15 protein-coding genes are annotated in these 18,268 nt (G+C 72.9%); 4 read left to right on the forward strand and 11 right to left on the reverse strand.

Annotated elements, in window-relative coordinates:
- Positions 1 to 24: 24 nt before the first annotated feature.
- Positions 25 to 1,293, reverse strand: a complete 1,269-nt coding sequence (locus tag FB467_RS00875) for a sensor histidine kinase (protein WP_141783412.1) — start codon at positions 1,291 to 1,293, stop codon at positions 25 to 27.
- Positions 1,294 to 1,428: 135 nt separating this feature from the next.
- Positions 1,429 to 2,133 (reverse strand): hypothetical protein, encoded by a 705-nt coding sequence (locus tag FB467_RS18370; protein WP_170230504.1) that lies wholly within the window; start codon positions 2,131 to 2,133, stop codon positions 1,429 to 1,431.
- 60 nt (positions 2,134 to 2,193) lie between these two features.
- Here FB467_RS18370 and FB467_RS18375 point away from each other — a divergent pair, with 60 nt between their 5' ends.
- On the forward strand, positions 2,194 to 3,324 hold the full coding sequence (locus FB467_RS18375) for a winged helix DNA-binding domain-containing protein (protein WP_170230505.1): 1,131 nt from the start codon (positions 2,194 to 2,196) through the stop codon (positions 3,322 to 3,324).
- Between the two features lie 105 nt (positions 3,325 to 3,429).
- Here the strand turns inward: FB467_RS18375 and hutI are convergent, their stop codons facing one another.
- From hutI to FB467_RS00900, 4 genes are all read right to left on the reverse strand, one after another.
- On the reverse strand, positions 3,430 to 4,617 hold the full coding sequence (gene hutI / locus FB467_RS00885; RefSeq protein WP_141783414.1) for an imidazolonepropionase: 1,188 nt from the start codon (positions 4,615 to 4,617) through the stop codon (positions 3,430 to 3,432).
- Between the two features lie 67 nt (positions 4,618 to 4,684).
- Entirely contained in the window at positions 4,685 to 5,839 is a 1,155-nt protein-coding gene (locus tag FB467_RS00890) for a M20 family metallopeptidase (protein ID WP_141783415.1), read from the reverse strand.
- A 250-nt stretch (positions 5,840 to 6,089) separates the two neighbouring features.
- Complete coding sequence (locus FB467_RS00895; protein ID WP_194288334.1) at positions 6,090 to 7,511, reverse strand: formimidoylglutamate deiminase; 1,422 nt, start codon at positions 7,509 to 7,511, stop codon at positions 6,090 to 6,092.
- 4 nt (positions 7,512 to 7,515) lie between these two features.
- A complete protein-coding gene (locus FB467_RS00900) occupies positions 7,516 to 8,760 on the reverse strand; it encodes an allantoate amidohydrolase (protein WP_267128618.1) in 1,245 nt (414 codons plus the stop codon).
- 70 nt (positions 8,761 to 8,830) lie between these two features.
- On the opposite strand from FB467_RS00900, the gene FB467_RS00905 reads away from it, so the two are divergent.
- Positions 8,831 to 9,319 carry an aminoacyl-tRNA deacylase gene (locus FB467_RS00905; RefSeq protein WP_141783416.1) on the forward strand — a complete coding sequence of 163 codons (489 nt, stop codon included), beginning with the start codon at positions 8,831 to 8,833 and terminating at the stop codon, positions 9,317 to 9,319.
- A 34-nt stretch (positions 9,320 to 9,353) separates the two neighbouring features.
- On the forward strand, positions 9,354 to 9,983 hold the full coding sequence (locus FB467_RS00910) for a VOC family protein (protein WP_141783417.1): 630 nt from the start codon (positions 9,354 to 9,356) through the stop codon (positions 9,981 to 9,983).
- Between the two features lie 6 nt (positions 9,984 to 9,989).
- Here the strand turns inward: FB467_RS00910 and FB467_RS00915 are convergent, their stop codons facing one another.
- From FB467_RS00915 to FB467_RS00935, 5 genes are all read right to left on the reverse strand, one after another.
- A complete protein-coding gene (locus tag FB467_RS00915; protein WP_425325817.1) occupies positions 9,990 to 11,795 on the reverse strand; it encodes a BCCT family transporter in 1,806 nt (601 codons plus the stop codon).
- Between the two features lie 119 nt (positions 11,796 to 11,914).
- The gene (gene hutU / locus FB467_RS00920; protein WP_141783418.1) at positions 11,915 to 13,570 is read right to left on the reverse strand and encodes a urocanate hydratase; all 1,656 of its coding nucleotides are present in this window, start codon (positions 13,568 to 13,570) and stop codon (positions 11,915 to 11,917) included.
- 64 nt (positions 13,571 to 13,634) lie between these two features.
- Positions 13,635 to 15,212 (reverse strand): histidine ammonia-lyase, encoded by a 1,578-nt coding sequence (hutH, locus tag FB467_RS00925; protein WP_141783419.1) that lies wholly within the window; start codon positions 15,210 to 15,212, stop codon positions 13,635 to 13,637.
- A gap of 74 nt (positions 15,213 to 15,286) precedes the next feature.
- On the reverse strand, positions 15,287 to 16,702 hold the full coding sequence (locus FB467_RS00930; protein WP_211350517.1) for an MFS transporter: 1,416 nt from the start codon (positions 16,700 to 16,702) through the stop codon (positions 15,287 to 15,289).
- Entirely contained in the window at positions 16,699 to 17,274 is a 576-nt protein-coding gene (locus FB467_RS00935; RefSeq protein ID WP_141783420.1) for an ArsR/SmtB family transcription factor, read from the reverse strand. The genes FB467_RS00930 and FB467_RS00935 overlap by 4 nt, the downstream gene beginning before the upstream one ends.
- 82 nt (positions 17,275 to 17,356) lie before the next feature.
- Between FB467_RS00935 and FB467_RS00940 the strand changes: the two genes are divergently transcribed.
- On the forward strand, positions 17,357 to 17,842 hold the full coding sequence (locus tag FB467_RS00940) for an NUDIX domain-containing protein (protein WP_170230507.1): 486 nt from the start codon (positions 17,357 to 17,359) through the stop codon (positions 17,840 to 17,842).
- Positions 17,843 to 18,268: the final 426 nt, after the last annotated feature.

Genomic DNA, 18,268 nt, shown 5'->3' on the forward strand with positions numbered 1-18,268 from the left:
GGGCCGCTGCCCGTGTCGTCCTGCTCAGTCACGTCCTGCTCCGTCCACGTGGATCGATGGTGGGTCCTGCCTCCCGCCGGCCGGCTGGATGGGCAGCGAGGCGACGACCTCGAACCCACCGGCCGTACGCGGCCCGGCATACAGCGTGCCACCCAGCACCTCGACCCGCTCCCGCATGCCGATGATGCCGTTGCCCTTCCCGTCGCCGGCGCCCCGTCCCGCGCCGTCGTCGGTCACCCGCACGAGCAGCACCGCGGGGGTGTGCAGGACGTCGACCGAGGCGGTGGCTCCCCGGCCGGCGTGCTTGAGCACGTTGGTCAGCGACTCCTGCACGACCCGGTATGCCGCGAGGTCCAGGTCGCGGGACAGGCCCGCGAGGCCGCCGCGCACCGAGAGGTCCACGGGGATGCCGGAGTCCCGCAGCCGCTGCACGAGGTCCTCGAGGTGGTCCAGTCCCTGGGCCGGGCTGTACTCGGCGGCGCTCCCGCTCTCCCGCAGGACCCCCACCAGGCGCCGGGTGTCGGTGAGCGCCTCCCGTGCCGTAGCGGCCAGCGTCTCCAGGGTCTGCGCCGCCTGGTCCAGCGCCCGCCGGTCGGCGTCGGCACCCGGCTCACGGCCGAGGGCGGCGCGCGCGGCATACGCCCCACCGTCCGCCTGCACGACCACGACGGACAGCGAGTGGGCGACGATGTCGTGCATCTCCCGGGCGATCGACGCGCGCTCCCCGGAGGCGGCGAGCGCCTCCCGCTGGGTCTGGTCCCGGGCCAGCGCCTCGTTCTGCTCCCGCAACCGGGCCACCACGGCCTTGCGCCGGCGGACCACGTCGCCGAGCACCCAGGCGGTGCTGACCAGCATGACCAGCACCACGAAGAGGGTCATGAACTCGATGACGAGGCTGGACCGGTCCGCGGCCCACTCCGACCCCCACACCCAGTCGGCAGCAGCCAGCAGGGAGCCGCCCAGCCCCAGCCCGAGCACGGTGAACGACTTCCACCGCTCCCGCGCGTGCGCCGCCGCGCTGTAGATGACGATCAGGACCGCGATGTTGGACCCCAGCGGGTTGCTGGTCAGCACCACCTGCGCCAGGCACCCCGCCGCGACGAGCAGGGCGGCGGTGAACGGCTCGACCCGCCGGATCGCCAGCGGCAGCACCTGCACCACCATCAGGAGGGCGTAGGCCCCCACCATGCCCCCCGTCCCGACCCACAGGAACAGCAGCAACAGCAGGCTCAGCGCGAGATCGACCGGGAACGGGTGGTCACGGACCCAGCGATAGACCGTCTGCACACCCATGGGACCAGACTGTATGCCGACCGCTCACCCCCGCGCGTCAGACCGCGGTCGCGTCATGGGTACGACCGCGGGCCCACGCCCGGTCCCCACGCGGGACCTCCGGGGCGGGTCAGGAAGGAGCGGGCGCGGAGGCCCTCACCAGGTCTCGTAGCTGCTCATCGACAGGGTGAACCCGTGCTCGCCCGCCACGTCCTGGCAGGTGACGGTGTCCCGGCCGACGACGGTGCACTCGTGGGTGGCCCCGCGCAACGTCTGACCGTCCTCCAGGATGGCCGCCATCGCCACGCCGATGTCGATGGTGGGGCCGTCACCGATCCAGTCGCCCCCGGCGTTGACGTCCGCCTCGACCGAGACCAGGTCGTCGGAGCAGTCGCCCGACACCTCGCCCCCGGAGAGTACGAGGAGGGGTCGCTGCTCCTCGGAGCAGTCGGCCTCCTCGACGACGTCGATCGGGTCGGCGCTCGCCCAGATGTCGCAGAACGCCTGACCCTCGCCCTCCTCGCCCAGCACGCAGACGATGTTGGAGTCCGGGGTGAGGAAGGCCGCGCCCTCCCCGACCTCGATCACGTCCTCGTCGGAGGATCCGGTCTCGGCGGCCGGATCGTCGGAGGCACCGGTCTCGGCTGCGTCGTCGGCGGCGCCGGTCTGGGTCTCCTCGTCCAGGTCGTCGTCCGTGGTGGCCCCCGCGTCCTCGTCGCCGGACGACTCCGTCGCGGCCTCCCCCGCGTCCTCCGTGGTGACCGGTGCCGGGTCCGCCCCCTCCGGCTCCTCGGTGTCGTCGCTGCACGCGGCCAGCAGCACGGCGGCCAGCGCGATCGTGGTCATGATTCCCCTAGTCATCCACTCAACCTAGCCACAAGTCCGGAGGGTCGCCAACCGGTGGATGCTAGCGTCGAGCGGGTGACCGAACTCCTGTCCCTGCGGGTCCTGAACCGGTCGACCCTGCAGCGGCAGGGCCTGCTGGAGCCCTTCTCCGGGACGGTCGCGGAGGTGGTCGACCGGCTGGCCGGGCTCCAGGCGCAGCACGCCGACCCACCGCACATCGCGCTGTGGTCCCGCCGCGCCGGGCACCGGCTGACCGACCTCGACGACGCCCTCACCGACCGGTCCGTCGTCAAGGCCACGCTGGTCCGCAGCACCCTGCACATCGTCGCGGCCTCGGCATACCCGGATCTCAACCGGGCCTCGGCCGTCTCCCGGCTAGCCACCTGGGGACCGAGCGCGCGCCGGGCCGAGGTCGACCTCCTGGGGCTCAACGCGGAGGTCCGCGCCTTCTGCTCCGCACCGCGCACCGGTCCCGAGATCGCCGACCACCTCGACCGGGAGCACGCCGGCGTCGATGCCGCCGGCTCGATCCCGGACGGCGTGCGCAACGCCTGGTTCCAGCTCGGCACGGCGGGCGGCGGCCTGGTCCACGTCCCCCCGGGCGGCCACTGGCACCGGCACGACCGCGCCCGGCTCGTCGACGCCCGGTGCTGGCTGGGCGAGTTCGCCGACCCCTCCCCCGAGGACGCGCTCCAGGGGACCGTCGAGCGCAATCTCGCGGCCTACGGCCCCGCCTCCCTCGAGGACCTCATGAAGTGGAGCGGCCAGTCCCGCAAGGGCGCGGTCCGGGCCGCGCTGGACGCCCTCGACGACCGGTTGGTGCACCACCGGGGCGAGGACGGCCGCGACCTGCTCGACCTGGTCGGGCTGGAGCCCGCCGACGACGGCCCCGCCCCGCCACGCTTCCTGGCCCGGTGGGACAGCGCCCTGATCGCCTATGCGGAACGCGACCGGATCCTGCCGTCGGAGCACCGGGCCGCGGTGGCCAAGAAGAACGGGGACTTCCTGCCGTCCTTCCTGGTGGACGGTTTCGTGGCCGGCCTCTGGACGGTCACCACCAAGAAGGGCCGGGCGGTGCTGGAGCTGCAGCCGTTCGGTGCCGTGTCCACCACCGACCGTGCGGCCCTGGAGGAGACGGCCGAGGCCCTGGTGCGCTACGTCGAGCCGGACGCCGACGCCCACGAGGTCCGCTGGTCCCCCAGCTGAGGCCCGGCTGCGTCGGCCGGTGACCGGTCCGCATACCTCCCGAATGGACCGGTTGTGCACGCCAGGTCGCCGAATCCTGGCACTTTGCGGTCCGCTCGGCGCGACCTAGACCTGGAGGGTGTGCGCGATCGGCACGCCGACCCGGTAGGGGATGTGCAGGTAGCTCGGGGCGTCCAGCACGGCCAGCTCCGCCAGCGCGCCGTGCCGCACGACGCCGATGTCTTCGCGCGCCAGTGAGGTCGCGGCGACCACCGTCGCGGCCCGCACCGCCTCCGCCGGGGTCATCCCCATCTCGCGGACCGCGAGCGCCATCATCAGCGGCATCGAGGAGGAGTAGCAGGTGCCCGGGTTGCAGTCGGTCGCCAACGCCACCTGCACGCCGGCGTCGATCAGCCGGCGCCCGTCCGGGTAGGGCGACCGGGTGGAGAACTCCACCCCCGGCAGCAGGGTCGCGACCGTGTCCCCGTCGGCGAGCGCGGCGAGGTCCTCGTCCGACAGGAACGTGCAGTGGTCGACGCTCGCGGCCCCCAGCTCCACGGCCAGCTGCACGCCCGGACCGTGGTCGAGCTGGTTGCCGTGCACCCGCAGCCCCAGTCCGGCCGCGCGCCCGGCGGTGAGGATGTGCCGGGCCTCCTCACCGGTGAACGCGTGCGGGCTGGCCGGCTCGCAGAACACGTCGATCCACTTGGCGTGCGGCGCGGCCGCCGTCAGCATGTCCCCCGCCACGAGGTCGACGTATGCCGACCGGTCGCCCCGGTGCTCCGGTGGCACCACGTGCCCGCCCAGGTAGGTCGTCTCCTCGGTGACCTCCCCGGCCAGCCGCAGCGCCCGGACCTCGTCCTCGACGGTGAGCCCGTAGCCGCTCTTGATCTCCACGGTGGTGGTGCCCTGCCGGCGCATCTCCTCGACCCGGGCCCCGATCAGCGTGCGCAGCGTCGAGTCGTCGGCGGTCCTGGTCGCCTCCATGGTCGTCGCGATACCCCCGCCGTCGTAGGGCGTCCCGGTCATCCGGGCGGCGAACTCGGCGGACCGGTCGCCCGCGAAGACCAGGTGGGAGTGGCTGTCCACGAACCCCGGGAGCACCGCCTTGCCCCCTAGGTCGATCGCCCAGTCCGCCTCGGGCGCCCGGTTCGCCGGCCCCACCCAGTGCACTGTCGTGGGGGCGTCCTCGTACTGTGCACCGACCACGATCGCGGCGTCCCGGAGCAGGCCCAGGCCCTCGCTGTGGTCGGCGCCCTCCAGCGTCGGGTCGCAGGTGATGAGTTCGCTGATGCCGGTGACGAGGATGGCCATGGGGCCAGTCTTCCAGGCCGGGCAACGACCGGGCGTCCTTGCCGGCCACGCGGCGCCGGGCGGGCCGTCAGTCGGAGGTCTGGAGCAGCTCGGCCAACAGCCCGGCCAGCACCGCAGTGCGGGGCGCGATCTGCGCGATGACGGCGTGCTCGTGCTCGGCGTGGGCGCCGTCGCCGACGGCGCCCAGCCCGTCGAGGGTGGGCACGCCCGCCCCGGCGGTGAAGTTGCCGTCGGAGCAGCCGCCCACCTCGACCGCGTCCGGGACGGGCAGGTCCAGCTCGCGGGTGACCCGGGCATACGTGGCGAGCAGACCCTCGGCCAGGGGGCGCTCCAGCGGCGGTCGGTTGATGCCACCCTCCAGGCTGAGCCCGGCACCGTCCAGGGTCGGGCGCAGCGCCCGCAGCCCGGCGTCGACGCGTTCCAGCTCGGCCATCGTCCGGGCCCGGGTGTCGATCGCGACGGTGGCCTCGCCGGGGACGGTGTTCGTCGTGGTGCCGCCGGAGAACCGGGTGGGCGTGACCGAGGTGCCGGCTGCCGGGTCGGCCAGGCCGGTGATCGCCGGCAGCTGGGCCGCCAGCTCCAACAGCGCGCTGATCCCCTTCTCCGGCTCCAGTCCGGCGTGGGCCGCGCGCCCGGTGACCCGCAGGGTGTAGATCCCGCCGCCCTTGCGGCCGACCTTGAGCGCGCCGCCGGGGGCGGAGGCCTCCAGGACCAGCACGCCGGCGGTGCCGGCCGCCGTCTCCAGGATCAGGTCCCGGGAGCTCGTCGACCCGATCTCCTCGTCACCGGTGACCAGGAGGCTGATGCCGTCCCGGCGATCTTCGGCGAGCAAGGCCACCGCGTGGATCCCCATCACCAGCCCGGTCAGCATGTCGAAGCTCCCCGGCCCGCGGACCACCCCGTCGTCGGCCCGGAACGGCAGCCGCTCCAGCGTGCCGTGCGGCCACACCGTGTCCTGGTGGCAGAGGACCACCACCTTGCGGGGCCCGGGTCCGAGATCCAGGCGCAGGTGGGTGCATCCTTGGACGACGATCGTCTCCGGTCGCTGCCCGAGGCGCTCTTCCACGAGGTCGGCCACCTCCTCGGCGCCGCGGGCGACTGCCGCCAGGTCGTCGGAGGGCGTCTCGACCTCGATCAGGCGCTGCAGGTCCGCCAGCATCCGGGGCAGCCGTGCCGCCGCGGCGTCGGTCAGCGTCTGGTCGGGCACAGTTGGATCGCTCATGGTCCCCACAGCCTAGGTCGGCGCACGCCACGAGCCACGGCTCCCCGGTGCGCGCACCATCCCAGCGCGCTCCGAGACGCCCGCGCTCCGTCCCACCGTGCTCCCAGTCGCCGGCTCCTCCCACTGGTAGCACGGTAGGGGCACTGGTGGAACGTTCTCACGTGCTACCAGTGCCCCGAGCGTTCTACCAGTGACGGTGGGGGGCTCCGCCGGCCCGGGACTCACTCCCCCACAACCCACTCCCCACTACTCACTCCCACAGCGGTGCGATCGCAGCGGCCAACTGTGAGCCGAGGGTGCTGGTGCCCTCCAGCCGGTGCCGGCCCTCCGAGACGATGGTCTGCCCGTCGACCACCACGGTGTCGACGTCAGCGGCGGTGGCCGCGAGCAGGATCTGCCCGGGGTCGGTGCCGGCGGTGCGGACGGAATCGAGCCGCACCGCCACCAGGTCGGCACGGGCGCCCACCTCGATCCGGCCGGCGTCGGGCCAGCCGATCGAGCCGTGCGCGGTGGCCGCCGTGAGCAACTGCCCCGGGGTGAACCGGCCGCGCTGCAGGGTGTCCAGCCGCTCGTGCATCTCCAGCGCGCGGGCCTCCTCGATCAGGTCGATGACGGCGTGCTGGTCGGAGCCGAGGGACAGCGCCGCACCGGCGTCCAGCAGCGCCCGCGCCGGGCCGATGCCGTCGGCCAGGTCCCGTTCGGTCGTCGGGCAGAAGCAGGCGGTCGCCCGGGCGTCCCCGAGGTCCGCGATGTCCTGGGCGGTGAGGTGGGTCGCGTGCACCGCGGACAGGTTCGGGCCGAGCACCCCCTCCGCACCGAGGAGCGCCGTGGGTGTCATCCCGTAGGCCGCCCGGCACGACTCGTTCTCCGCCGGCTGCTCGGACAGGTGGACGTGCAGTGGTGCGCCGCCGTCGCCCGCGTGGCTCCGGCCCGACGTGAAGCCCGCGACCGTGCCGAGGGCCCCGCGCGGCACGGCACGCACCGAGTGGATGGCCGCCCCGACCCGCAGGTGGGCGGCACCTCCGTCGGTGTGGTCCCGCAGGGCACCGACGCGCTGCGCCCAGGCGTCCACGTCCCCGTCGCCGAACCGCAACTGCGGGCCCGCCAACGGGTTGTGGCCCTCCGGGGTCAACCCGCCGGCCAGGTAGCAGGTGTCCAGCAAGGTGAGACGGATCCCGGCCTGGCCGGCCGCCTCGACCAGGGCGGCGCCCATCGCGTTGGCCTCGTCGTAGCGGACGCCGTCGGGGCCGTGGTGCAGGTAGTGGAACTCCCCGACCGCGGTGACCCCGGAGAGGGCAATCTCGGCGTAGACACCCCGGGCGAGTTCGAGGTAGGAGTCCGGGTCCAGCCGCGCGGACACGGCATACATCCCCTCCCGCCAGGTCCAGAAGGTGCCGCCGCCGTCGTGCGTGCGCCCCCGCAGCGCCCGGTGGAAGGCGTGGCTGTGGCAGTTCGCCAGGCCCGGGACCACGACCCCCGGGAGGCGCTCGGCACCGTCCACCGCGGCCTGCGCCGCCGGTACGCCGGGCTGGACCCGGGTGAACCGCCCGTCGTCCACCACCAGCAGCACGTCACGGGCCAGCCCGTCCGGCAGGTGGGCGTATGCCGCGTGCCAGCGTTCGTGGCCGATCGCCGGGTCGCGGTAGCGGGGGCGGGGCGCGTCGGCGTTCATCCCGTCATGATCCCGCATCCGGTGCGCCACCGACCAGGTCGGCCACGCACGCGGTGAGCGCCTCGACGCCGGCGTGGCAGTCGTCCCGCTCGGCGTGCTCGGCAGGGCTGTGCGAGACGCCCGTGGGGTTGCGGACGAAGAGCATCGCCGAGGGCACCCCGGCGGTGGCCAGGATCCCGGCGTCGTGGCCCGCGCCGGTGCCGAGCACCGGGACGCTCAGCTCGGTGGCGCTGCCCAGGGTGTGGCGCAGCCGGTCGGACAGGGCGGTGTCGAAGGCGGTCGAGGGCGTCCAGGACTCCTCCGTGACGGTCGCCCCGAAGTCGGCGGCCCGGGCGGTCAGTTCGGCCACGGTGGCCCGCACCGCCTCGGGGTCGGCACCGCGGCTGTCCAACCAGCCCGTCACGTGGCTCGGGATGGCATTGACCCCACCCGGCTCGACGGCGACCTTCCCGACGGTGGCGACGCAGCCCTGCTGGGTCGCGACGTGACGGGCGGTGAGCACCAGGTCGGCGTAGCCCAGCATCGCGTCGCGGCGGTCCTCCAACCGGGTGGTGCCGGCGTGGTTGGCCTCCCCGGGGAAGTCGAACCGCCACCGGCCGTGCGGCCAGATGTCGCTGGCCACGGCCACCGGCAGGTCCAGGTCGACCAGGCCGCGCCCCTGCTCGACGTGCAGCTCGACGAAGGCTCCGACCCGGCGCAGCGTCTCCGGGTCGGGCCCGATCCCCTCGGGGTCGCGGCCGGCCGCCCGCAGCGCCTCGGCCATCGAGGTGCCGTCGGCATCGGTGAGCCCCAGCGCCCGCTCGCGGGTCATCGCGCCGGTGATCACCCGGGACCCGGCGCAGGCCACGCCGAACCGGGCACCCTCCTCGTCCACGAAGTTGACGACCGCGAGCGGCCGGCCTGGCGAGCGCCCCTGCGCGCGCAGCGCGTCGACCACGGCCAGCGCCGAGACCACCCCGAGCGGTCCGTCGTAGGCCCCGCCGTCCGGCACCGAGTCCAGGTGCGAGCCGATCGCGATCCCCTGTCTGGGCGCCGCGTCCGGATCGCCCCACCAGGCCCACTGGTTGCCCATCCGGTCCTCGACCAGGTCCAGCCCGCGGGCCGCGCACTCCCCGGCGAACCACTCCCGCAGCGTGTGGTCCTCCCGGGTCCAGGCGAACCGTCGGTATCCCCCGGACCCGGCCCTGCCTACCGGCTCGAGGTCGGTCCACATCCGGTCGAAGGCCGCGCTGCTCGTCTCGGTGCTCACACCCCGACCCTAGGCGTGGGTGCCCCGCACCGGAAGAGTCCCGACCCGCGCCGCATGGCACCCTGGGCGGATGAGCGAAGAGCGCGCGGTCGCCGCGGTCGAGGCGTCCGGGATCCCGTATGCCGTCACCCGCCACGGGAGGGTGAGCAGCCTAGAGGAGGCGGCCGCCGCCCGCGGGGTGGAACCGCGGGACCTGGTCAAGACCCTCGTGGTGCGGCGGGCCGCGGACGACTACCTGTTCGTCCTGGTCCCCGGGGACCGGGAGATCTCCTGGCCCAAGCTGCGCGCGCTGCTCGGGGTGAACCGGGTGTCCATGCCGGATGCCGCCGCGGCGCTGGCGGGCACCGGCTACGAACGGGGCACCATCACCCCGTTCGGCTCGACGACCGCCTGGCCGGTGGTCGCCGACGCCAGCCTGCTCGAGCCGCCGGGCCGGACCATCTCGCTCGGGGGCGGGGCGCACGGGGTCGGCCTGACCGTGCCGGCCGCGGAGACGCTGGAGGCCCTCGACGCGCGGGTGGCGGACGTGACGTCGGTCTCAGGTGCGGGTCAGCCATGAGGCCGCACGGCGCCGGCTAGCGTATTTTGTCGGGATGCAGACACGGATCGACCACCTCGTCCTGGCCGGTCCCGACCTGGCGGAACTCGTGGACCACGTCACCGGACGCACCGGCGTCGCGCCCGTGGACGGCGGCCCGCACGTCGGGCTGGGGACCCGCAACGCCCTGCTCGGGCTCGGGGGGATGCGCTACCTGGAACTGGTGGCCCCCGATCCCGACCAGCCGGAGCCGGAACGGCCGCGACCGTTCGGGATCGACCGGCTCACCGCCCCCCGACTGGTCGGGTGGTCGGTGCGCACGCACGAGATGGACGACCTGCTCGCCGCCGCGCGCCGCTCCGGCTACGACCCCCGTGCTGCCGTCCCGATGAGCCGGGTGCGGCCCGACGGCGAGACGCTGACCTGGCGGGTCACCCCCACCGAGGGCGGTCTGGACGGCATCCTGCCGTTCCTCATCGACTGGGGCGAGACGCCCCACCCGACCGAGGGGCTCCCGCTCGTCGAACTGGTCACCCTCAACGTGTTCCACCCGGACCTGGCGGCGGTGACCGCTGGGCTCAAGGCGATGCGGCTGCGCACCGGCGCACCGGTGCGGCTCGAGTCCGGCCCGCGGCGGTTGTCCGCCACGCTGAACACCGCCGAGGGCCGGATCGAACTCGGCTGAGACCTGTCACTCCGGGGGACGCGACTCCCCCGGGAACACGCCCGGCCCACCCTTGTCGGCGGCGATCTGGGACAGCACCCTCGGGACGTGCTCCTCCACCTTGGCCTCGACCGGGTCGCCGAAGTGCTCGTCGAAGTGGTCCGTGAGTTGTTCCGTGACGTCCGATCCCACCTCCCTGGCCATCTCGGCCGCCGCCTGTCTCCTGGCGGCACGCCGCATGGCAGCGTGCTCGGCGCTGAGAGCCCGATAGGTGGCCGCGCACATCGCCAGCATGATCACGCTGAACGGCAGAGCCGTGAGGATCGCTCCGGTCTGCAGCGCGGTCAGGCCGCCGGCGAGCAGGAGGCCGATCGCGACCAGCCCCTCGATTCCCGCCCACAGGATCCTGCTCCAGGTCGGGGGCTCGGGATCACCGCCGGAGGCGAGCATGTCCACCACCAGGGATCCGGAGTCGGAGGAGGTGATGAAGAAGATGGTGACCAACACGATGGCGATGCCGGACAGCAGCGCAGAGGCGGGCAGCCCCTCGAGCAGGTCGAACAGCACCTGTTCGGCCACCAACACGGGATTCCCCTCGTCGTCGGTCCCGACCAGGTCGGCCTCACCGAAGATCTGCCGGTAGAACGCGGCTCCCCCGAGCACCGAGAACCACAGGAAGGTCACCGACGTCGGGACCAGGAGCACTCCTGCCACAAACTGACGGACCGTCCGTCCGCGGGAGATACGGGCGATGAACACCCCGACGAAGGGCGCCCAGGAGATCCACCAACCCCAGTAGAACGTGGTCCAGGCACCCTGCCAGATCTGCCCGGCCTCCCCGCTGAAGGCGTTGGTACTGAACGTCAGAGGGAGGACGTTCTGGAAGTACACACCGATGTTCTGGATCCACTCGCGAAGCAGAAAGAGGGTGGGTCCAAGGGCGAGGATGGCGATCAGGAACAGGGCCGCAAGGATCAGGTTGATGTTCGACAACCACTGGATGCCGCGGCCGACGCCACTGACCACGGACGCCGTGGCCATGATCGTGATGATGATGATCGCGCCCACCAGCAAGGTGTCGCTGACCTCGTCGAAGATGCCCAGGTGCACGAGGCCGGTAGAGATCTGCTGCACGCCGAGCCCGAGTGAGGTCGCAATGCCGGCAACCGTGCCGACGACCGCGATCGTGTCGATGACATCGCCTAACCAACCTCGGACGCGATCGCCCAGAATCGGTTCGAGCGCCCAGCGGATGGAGGCCGGCCGGCCCCTGCGGTGGATAGCATAGGCGAGGCCCAGACCGACCACCACGTAGATCGCCCAGGCGTGGAAGCCCCAGTGCAGGAACACCTGTGCCATCGCCTTCTGGGCCAGTTCAGGTCCTTCACCGGTCATGCCCGGTTTCACGTCGGTGGCGAAGAACGTCAGTGGCTCGGCGGCGCCCCAGAAGACCAGCCCGATTCCCATGCCCGCTGCGAACAACATCGCAAACCAGGAGAGGACTCCGAACTCAGGTTCCTCGTCCTCCTTGCCCAACTTGATGTCGCCGAAGCGGCTCAGCCCCATCCACAGGGCGAACCCGACGAAGGTGACCACGGCGAGCACGTAGTACCAGCCGAAGGTCCCGACCACGTTCTTCTGGATCGAGCCCAGCGCCTCGCCGGTCGCATCAGGAAACCCGATCGCGAACACACAGGCGAGGCCGAGCACCGCGAGCGAGGGCCAGAAGACGCCAGGGTGGATACCCCCTGGCCCCTTGTTCATCAGGAGGTCTTCGGGATCTTCGGGCACAGACCCGCGGGGGGTCTCGCGGCCAGATTGGGTGATCGACACGTCGGCTCCTCCGGTAGGACGGTTAAACGGGCCACAAGACCGTGTCAGAGAATGGACCGTACGGCAAGCCTGCCCGGGTGGGGGGCGGCGCACCGGCGCCCGGGCGTGCCGTCCGTATCTCAGTCCTCCCGCATCGGGACCCGCACGGACCGCTCCTGCGCGACCTCCTCCGCCTCGGCATACCCGGCGTCCACGTGCCGGATCACGCCCATGCCCGGGTCATTGGTGAGCACCCGCTCCAGCTTCTGCCGGGCCAGGTCGGTCCCGTCGGCCAGCGACACCTGACCCGCGTGCATCGAGCGGCCGATGCCGACACCACCGCCGTGGTGCAGGGACACCCAGGAGGCGCCGGAGGAGGTGTTGACCAGGGCGTTGAGCAGCGGCCAGTCGGCGATCGCGTCGGAGCCGTCGGCCATCGACTCGGTCTCCCGGTAGGGGCTGGCGACCGACCCGCAGTCCAGGTGGTCGCGGCCGATCACGATGGGCGCCTCGACCGCACCGGCGGCGACCATGTCGTTGAACTTCACCCCGGCCTTGTCCCGCTCGCCGTAGCCCAGCCAGCAGATCCGCGCCGGCAGCCCCTCGAAGGCGACCTTGTCGCGGGCTCCGCGCAGCCACTTCTGCAGGTGGTCGTTGTCCGGGAACAGGTCCATCACGGCCTGGTCGGTGGCGTAGATGTCCCGCTCCGAGCCGGACAGGGCGGCCCACCGGAACGGGCCCTTGCCCTCGCAGAACAGCGGCCGGATGTAGGCCGGCACGAAGCCGGGGAACTCGAAGGCCCGCTCGAACCCGCCCTTGCGCGCCTCGTCGCGGATGCTGTTGCCGTAGTCGAAGACCTCGGCGCCGCCGTCCAGGAAGCCGACCATCGCCTCGACGTGCTTGGCCATCGACGCCTGAGCCCGGTCGGTGAACTCCTCCGGCTTCTTCTCGGCGAGGTCGTGCCAGTCCTGCAGCGCGACCCCCTCGGGCAGGTAGGACAGGGGGTCGTGGGCCGAGGTCTGGTCGGTGACGATGTCGATCGGCGCCCCGCGGCGCAGCAGCTCGGGGAAGACCTCCGCGGCGTTGCCGACGACACCGATCGAGACCGCCTCCCGCGCCTCCTTGGCGGCCAGGGCGCGCGCGACGCCCGCGTCGAGGGAGTCCGCGACCTCGTCCAGGTAGCGGCTCTTGACCCGGCGGCGCAGCCGGGACTCGTCGACGTCGACGATCAGGCACACGCCGCCGTTGAGGGTGACCGCCAGCGGCTGGGCACCGCCCATGCCACCGCACCCGCCGGTCAGGGTCAGCGTCCCGGCGAGGGTGTCGTGGAACTTCTTGGCCGCGATGGCGGCGAACGTCTCGTAGGTGCCCTGCAGGATGCCCTGCGTCCCGATGTAGATCCACGAGCCGGCCGTCATCTGGCCGTACATGGTCAACCCGAGCTGCTCCAGGCGCCGGAACTCCGGCCAGGTGGCCCAGTCCGGCACCAGGTTGGAGTTGGCGATGAGCACCCGCGGCGCCCACTCGTGGGTCTGGAAGACCCCGACCGGGCGCCCGGACTGGACCAGCATCGTCTCGTCCTCGCGCAGCGTGGTCAGTGTGCGGACCATGGCGTCGAAGGACTTCCAGTCCCGCGCGGCGCGGCCGGTGCCGCCGTAGACCACCAGGTCGTCGGGCCGCTCGGCCACCTCGGGGTCCAGGTTGTTCATCAGCATCCGGAGCGGGGCCTCGGTGGCCCAGCTGCGCGCGGTCAGGGTGGTGCCGCGGGGTGCGCGGACGGGGCGGGCGCCTTCCATGGTGACTCCTTCGTCGGTATGTCGTGCTCGGGGACGTGCGTGGTGGTCGGGTCGGAGCAGCGGGTCAGTGCAGCGGGCCGGTGACGGCCTCGGCGGCGCGGCGGACCCGGCCACTGGCGACCAGGTCGGTCACGGTCGCGATCTCGGGGGCCAGGAACCGGTCCGGGCCCGGCCCGGGGACGGGGTCGCTCCCGTCGCCGCCCGCGCGGAGCAGCCGGACGACGGCGCCGGACGCAGGGGCGGGCTCCAGCGGGGCGCGCAGCTCCAGGGCGCGGGCCGCGGTCAGCACCTCGACCGCCAGCACCCGGGTGAGTCCGTCGACGCTGCGGCGCAGCTTGCGGGCGGCGGACCAGCCCATCGAGACGTGGTCCTCCTGCATCGCCGAGGACGGGATCGAGTCGACGCTCGCCGGGGCGGCCAGCCGCTTCATCTCGGAGACGATCGCGGCCTGGGTGTACTGGGCGATCATGTGGCCGGAGTCGACGCCGGGGTCGTCGGCCAGGAACGGGTTCAGCCCGTGGTTGCGGGCCACGTCGAGGAACCGGTCGGTGCGCCGCTCGGAGATGCTGGCGACGTCGGCGGCCACGATCGCCAGGAAGTCCAGCACGTAGGCCACCGGGGCCCCGTGGAAGTTGCCGTTGGACTCCACCCGGCCGTCGGGGGTGACGACCGGGTTGTCCACCGCGGCCGCCAGCTCGTGCCCGGCGACGGTCAGCGCGTGGGCCATCGTGTCGCGGGCCGCCCCGTGCACCTGCGGGCTGCAGCGCAGCGAGTAGGCGTCCTGCACCCGGGTGCAGGCCTCGGGGTCCCGGTGGCTGTCCCGGATCGGGCTGCCGGCCATCACCGCCCGCAGGTTCTCCGCGGAGAGCGCCTGGCCGGGGTGCGGGCGCAGCGCCTGCAGGTCGGCGGCGAAGACGTCGTCGGTGCCCAGCTGGCCCTCGACGCTCATCGCGGCCGCGATGTCGGCCGTCGCCAGCAGGGTGTCCAGGTCGTGCAGCGCCAGCAGCAGCATGCCGAGCATCCCGTCGGTGCCGTTGATGAGTGCCAGCCCCTCCTTCTCGGCGAGCACGACCGGCTCGATGCCGGCGGCGGACAGCGCGTCGGCCGCGTCCATCAGCACGCCGTCGGTGTCCCGGACCGTGCCCTCCCCCATCACGGCCAGGGCGCAGTGCGCCAACGGCGCCAGGTCACCGGAGCAGCCGAGCGAGCCGTACTCGTGCACCACGGGGGTGATCCCCGCGTTGAGCAGTGCGGCGTAGGCCTGCGCGGTGTCCAGCTTCACCCCGGTGCGCCCGGTCGCCAGGGTGGACAGGCGCAGCAGCATGGTCGCGCGGACGACCTCGGTCTCCACCTCCGGCCCGCTGCCGGCCGCGTGGCTGCGGACCAGGCTGCGCTGCAGCTGGGCGCGCATCTCCCGGGGGATGTGCCTGGTGGCCAGCGCCCCGAAGCCGGTCGAGATGCCGTAGTGCGCCACGGTGTCCTCGGCCAGCGACTCGATGACCGCCCGGCTGGCGGCGATCCCCTCCTGCGCGTCGGGGGCGATCTCCACCGGCGCGCCGTGGCGGGCGACCGCGACGACGTCCGCCGGCGACAGCGGGCCGGTGGTCACGGTGACGGGGGCTGGGGAGGTGGTCTGCGTCATGGTCACATTCCACCGCTTCCCGGCCCCCCGGCATACCCAATCATCCAGCATTCTGTCTCACATATGAGACGCCCTCACGAACCCAGGGGACCCGGCAGGTCCGCCTCCTGCGGGTCGACACCGGCCCGACCCTGCCGCGCCTCCGCCTGCTCGGCCGCGGCTGTCGCCGCCGCGATCCGTGCCGTGTTGATCCGGGGCAGCGCAAAGGCCAGCAGGAGCAGGTGCACGGCGCCGGCGAGCAGGAACGGCGTCCGCAGCGCCCACTCCCGGCCCAGCAGCGGCTCGCCGAGGCTGACCAGCACGCCCCCGAGCAGGGTGCCGATCGAGATCGTGCCCCAGCCGAAGAAGCGGTAGACCGAGTTGACCCGGCCGAGCAGGTGGTCGGGGATGATCCGCTGGCGCAACGAGACGGTGATGACGTTCCACAGCACCATGAAGAAGCCGCCGACGACCCCGACCGCCCAGAACGCCGGTGCCCAGCTGAGCAGCCCCATCGCCGCCGTCACGGCACCCGACCCGATGATCGCGACGAAGAGCGCGGTGCCCGGTGTCAACCGCTGGGCGACCCGGTCGGCCAACAGCGAGCCGAGGACCGCGCCGGCCGCCGTGCCGGTGAGGACGAGACCGAACTGCCAGCCCTCGAAGAGCCCGAGGATCTCCTGGGCGAACAGCACGATGAGGATGAAGACCATCGAGCTGAGCATGTTCATCGCGCCGAGTAGGACCGCCAGCGCCCGCAGCAGGTGGTGGTCCCACAGCCAGCGGAAGCCCTCGCCGATCTCGCGGCGCCAGTTGATCCGCCCGCTGGTGGTCTGCCCCTTCGGCATGAAGTTGCCGGTCAGCGCCAGCAACAGCGCAACCGAGACGGCCAGCATCCCGACGTTGACGAAGAAGGGCAGCGCGAGTGCGACCGCGATGACGACCCCGCCCAGGGGTGGACCGACGAAGCTGTTCATCGTCATCTCGGCGCCCCAGAGCCGCCCGTTCGCCTTCTCCAGCTGGGCCTTGTCGACGACCGAGGGCATCAGCGTCTGGGCGGCGTTGTCGCGGACCACCTCGGCGAAGCCGATGAGCAGCGAGGCCACGCAGAGCAGTCCGAGCAGGAGCCCGGCGGTGTCCGGGGGCTCGGCGCCGGCCGCGAGCTCCTCCGGGGTGGGCAGCCCGGACTGGTGGAGCAGGACACCCACCCCGAGGGCCCCGATCACGACCAGCCGGGCGATGTCCATGAAGGCGACCAGCAGGCGCCGGTCGTAGCGGTCGGTGATCACCCCGGCCGGCAGCGAGAAGAGCAGCCACGGCAGCCGGGAGGCCAACCCGACCAGCGCGATCAGCGTGGCCTCCCGGGTGAGCGAGGAGGCGAGCCACACCACGGCCACGCTCATCAGCCCGTCGCCCAGGTTGGTGCACAGGGAGGCGGTGAAGACCTTCCAGTAGTTGCGGCCGAGTCCGGGCCCCGCCCCGCCCGCCCCGCCCGACGCAGCGGCACTCACGACGGGTCCGAGTCGGTCGTCTCCGGCAGCCTGGGCCGGTCGGTCGGATAGATCGCCACCACCATCGAGTAGGTCTGCTCCCCCTCGCGCGGCTGGTCGGCGAACTCCACCAGGAGGTCGTTGAGCCGGTGCAGCCACTCGGCCGCCCGGGCCGCCGGGATCCGGGCCTGCCGGGTGTTGGCGGTGAAGACCTCGGTGTCGGCGGGCAGCGCCGCCAGGTCCGCCGCCGCGTCGGCCAGGACCTGCTGCTCCACCTCGGTCGCCTCACCGACCCGGGAGTAGAGGAAGGTGCGGGCGGTGCGCCCGTAGTACTTGGCCTCCAGGGCCCGCACCCTGACCCGGCGCACGACCCGGACGAGGCCGGCCTCCTCCAGCACCTTCAGGTGGTGGCCGACGGTGCCCTTCGGCTTGTCGAGGGCCGCGGCGAGCTCGGAGGTCGTCGCCGCACGCTCCCGGAGCAGGGCGACGATCTGCAGCCGGGTGTCCTCGAACAACGCCCGGTACTGCGCGGGGTCCTCCAGCGGCAGGGTGTCCGGGATGTCGGGGTCCGCAGCGGAATCATGGTCGGTCATTACCGTATGGTCGGTATATCCCGACCATTTGTCAAGGCCTTTCGCCGCGCCCGCCCACACGTCGGGAGGCAGGATGGGCGGTATGCCGGTCTCCCCCTACATCCGACGGCTCCGCGAGCACGTGGGCCACGATCTGCTGCTGATCCCGTCCGTGGCTGTGCTGCCGCAGGACGATGCGGGCCGGATCCTGCTGGTCCGACAGACCGACGACGGGCGGTGGGGCACGGTCGGTGGGGCGGTCGAGATCGACGAGGACCCCCGCGACTCGGCCGTCCGGGAGGCGCGGGAGGAGGCCGGCATCGAGGTCGAGCTCACCGGCATCCGCGACGTGCTCGGGGGCCCGGGCTTCCGACGCACCTACCCCAACGGCGACCGGACCTCCTACGTCAGCACCGTCTTCGATGCCCGCATCGTCGGCGGTGAGCCGCGACCGGACCACGACGAGACCACCGAGGTCCGGTGGTTCGGCCGCGCCGAGCTGGGCGACCCGGACCTGGACCTGGGCGACTTCGCCCGGCTCAGCCTGACCCGGTTGGGCCTGATCGACGCCCCGGAGGGACACCGATGACGCACGACCTCGACCATGACCTGCGCACGCTCCGTCCCGGCGGTCCCACGACCAACGGGTTGAGTGACCGGCGGCTGGAGGAACTCCACCGGAGCCTGGCCTCCCCCCGCGGCGGGCAACCGGACGGCATACCCGTCCGCCCACGCGGTCTCTGGCGGACCCGGACCAGGCGGCCCTCGCCGGTCGCACGGCTGTTGGACACGCTGGCCGGCCGGAGATAGGTGAAGGGCCCTCGGCAGTATGAGTGCCGAGGGCCCTTCGGTGCGATCGGTGGAGGTGACGCCGCCGATCTGCCTCTCCCGGTCCGGGTGGATCCACCGTCCCCGTCACCGGGCCGGTCCTTCGGGCCGAAGCCCTCCGGGTCAAACCTGCGGGCAAGCCCGCCGGTCCTCGCAGACCGAAGTCTGCTCGGGGCGTGCGGACCGG

Source organism: Ornithinicoccus hortensis (genome assembly GCF_006716185.1).
GTDB classification, from domain to species: domain Bacteria; phylum Actinomycetota; class Actinomycetes; order Actinomycetales; family Dermatophilaceae; genus Ornithinicoccus; species Ornithinicoccus hortensis.

What these genes read in the sequence shown, in the direction of transcription:
- FB467_RS00875 (WP_141783412.1), bottom strand. Translation starts at nt 1,293, where the DNA reads ATGGGTGTGCAGACGGTCTATCGCTGGGTCCGTGACCACCCGTTCCCG.
- FB467_RS18370 (WP_170230504.1), bottom strand. Translation starts at nt 2,133, where the DNA reads ATGACTAGGGGAATCATGACCACGATCGCGCTGGCCGCCGTGCTGCTG.
- hutI (WP_141783414.1), bottom strand. Translation starts at nt 4,617, where the DNA reads ATGGCCATCCTCGTCACCGGCATCAGCGAACTCATCACCTGCGACCCG.
- FB467_RS00890 (WP_141783415.1), bottom strand. Translation starts at nt 5,839, where the DNA reads ATGAGCGATCCAACTGTGCCCGACCAGACGCTGACCGACGCCGCGGCG.
- FB467_RS00895 (WP_194288334.1), bottom strand. Translation starts at nt 7,511, where the DNA reads ATGAACGCCGACGCGCCCCGCCCCCGCTACCGCGACCCGGCGATCGGC.
- FB467_RS00905 (WP_141783416.1), top strand. Translation starts at nt 8,831, where the DNA reads ATGAGCGAAGAGCGCGCGGTCGCCGCGGTCGAGGCGTCCGGGATCCCG.
- FB467_RS00910 (WP_141783417.1), top strand. Translation starts at nt 9,354, where the DNA reads ATGCAGACACGGATCGACCACCTCGTCCTGGCCGGTCCCGACCTGGCG.
- hutU (WP_141783418.1), bottom strand. Translation starts at nt 13,570, where the DNA reads ATGGAAGGCGCCCGCCCCGTCCGCGCACCCCGCGGCACCACCCTGACC.
- hutH (WP_141783419.1), bottom strand. Translation starts at nt 15,212, where the DNA reads ATGACGCAGACCACCTCCCCAGCCCCCGTCACCGTGACCACCGGCCCG.
- FB467_RS00935 (WP_141783420.1), bottom strand. Translation starts at nt 17,274, where the DNA reads ATGACCGACCATGATTCCGCTGCGGACCCCGACATCCCGGACACCCTG.
- FB467_RS00940 (WP_170230507.1), top strand. Translation starts at nt 17,357, where the DNA reads ATGCCGGTCTCCCCCTACATCCGACGGCTCCGCGAGCACGTGGGCCAC.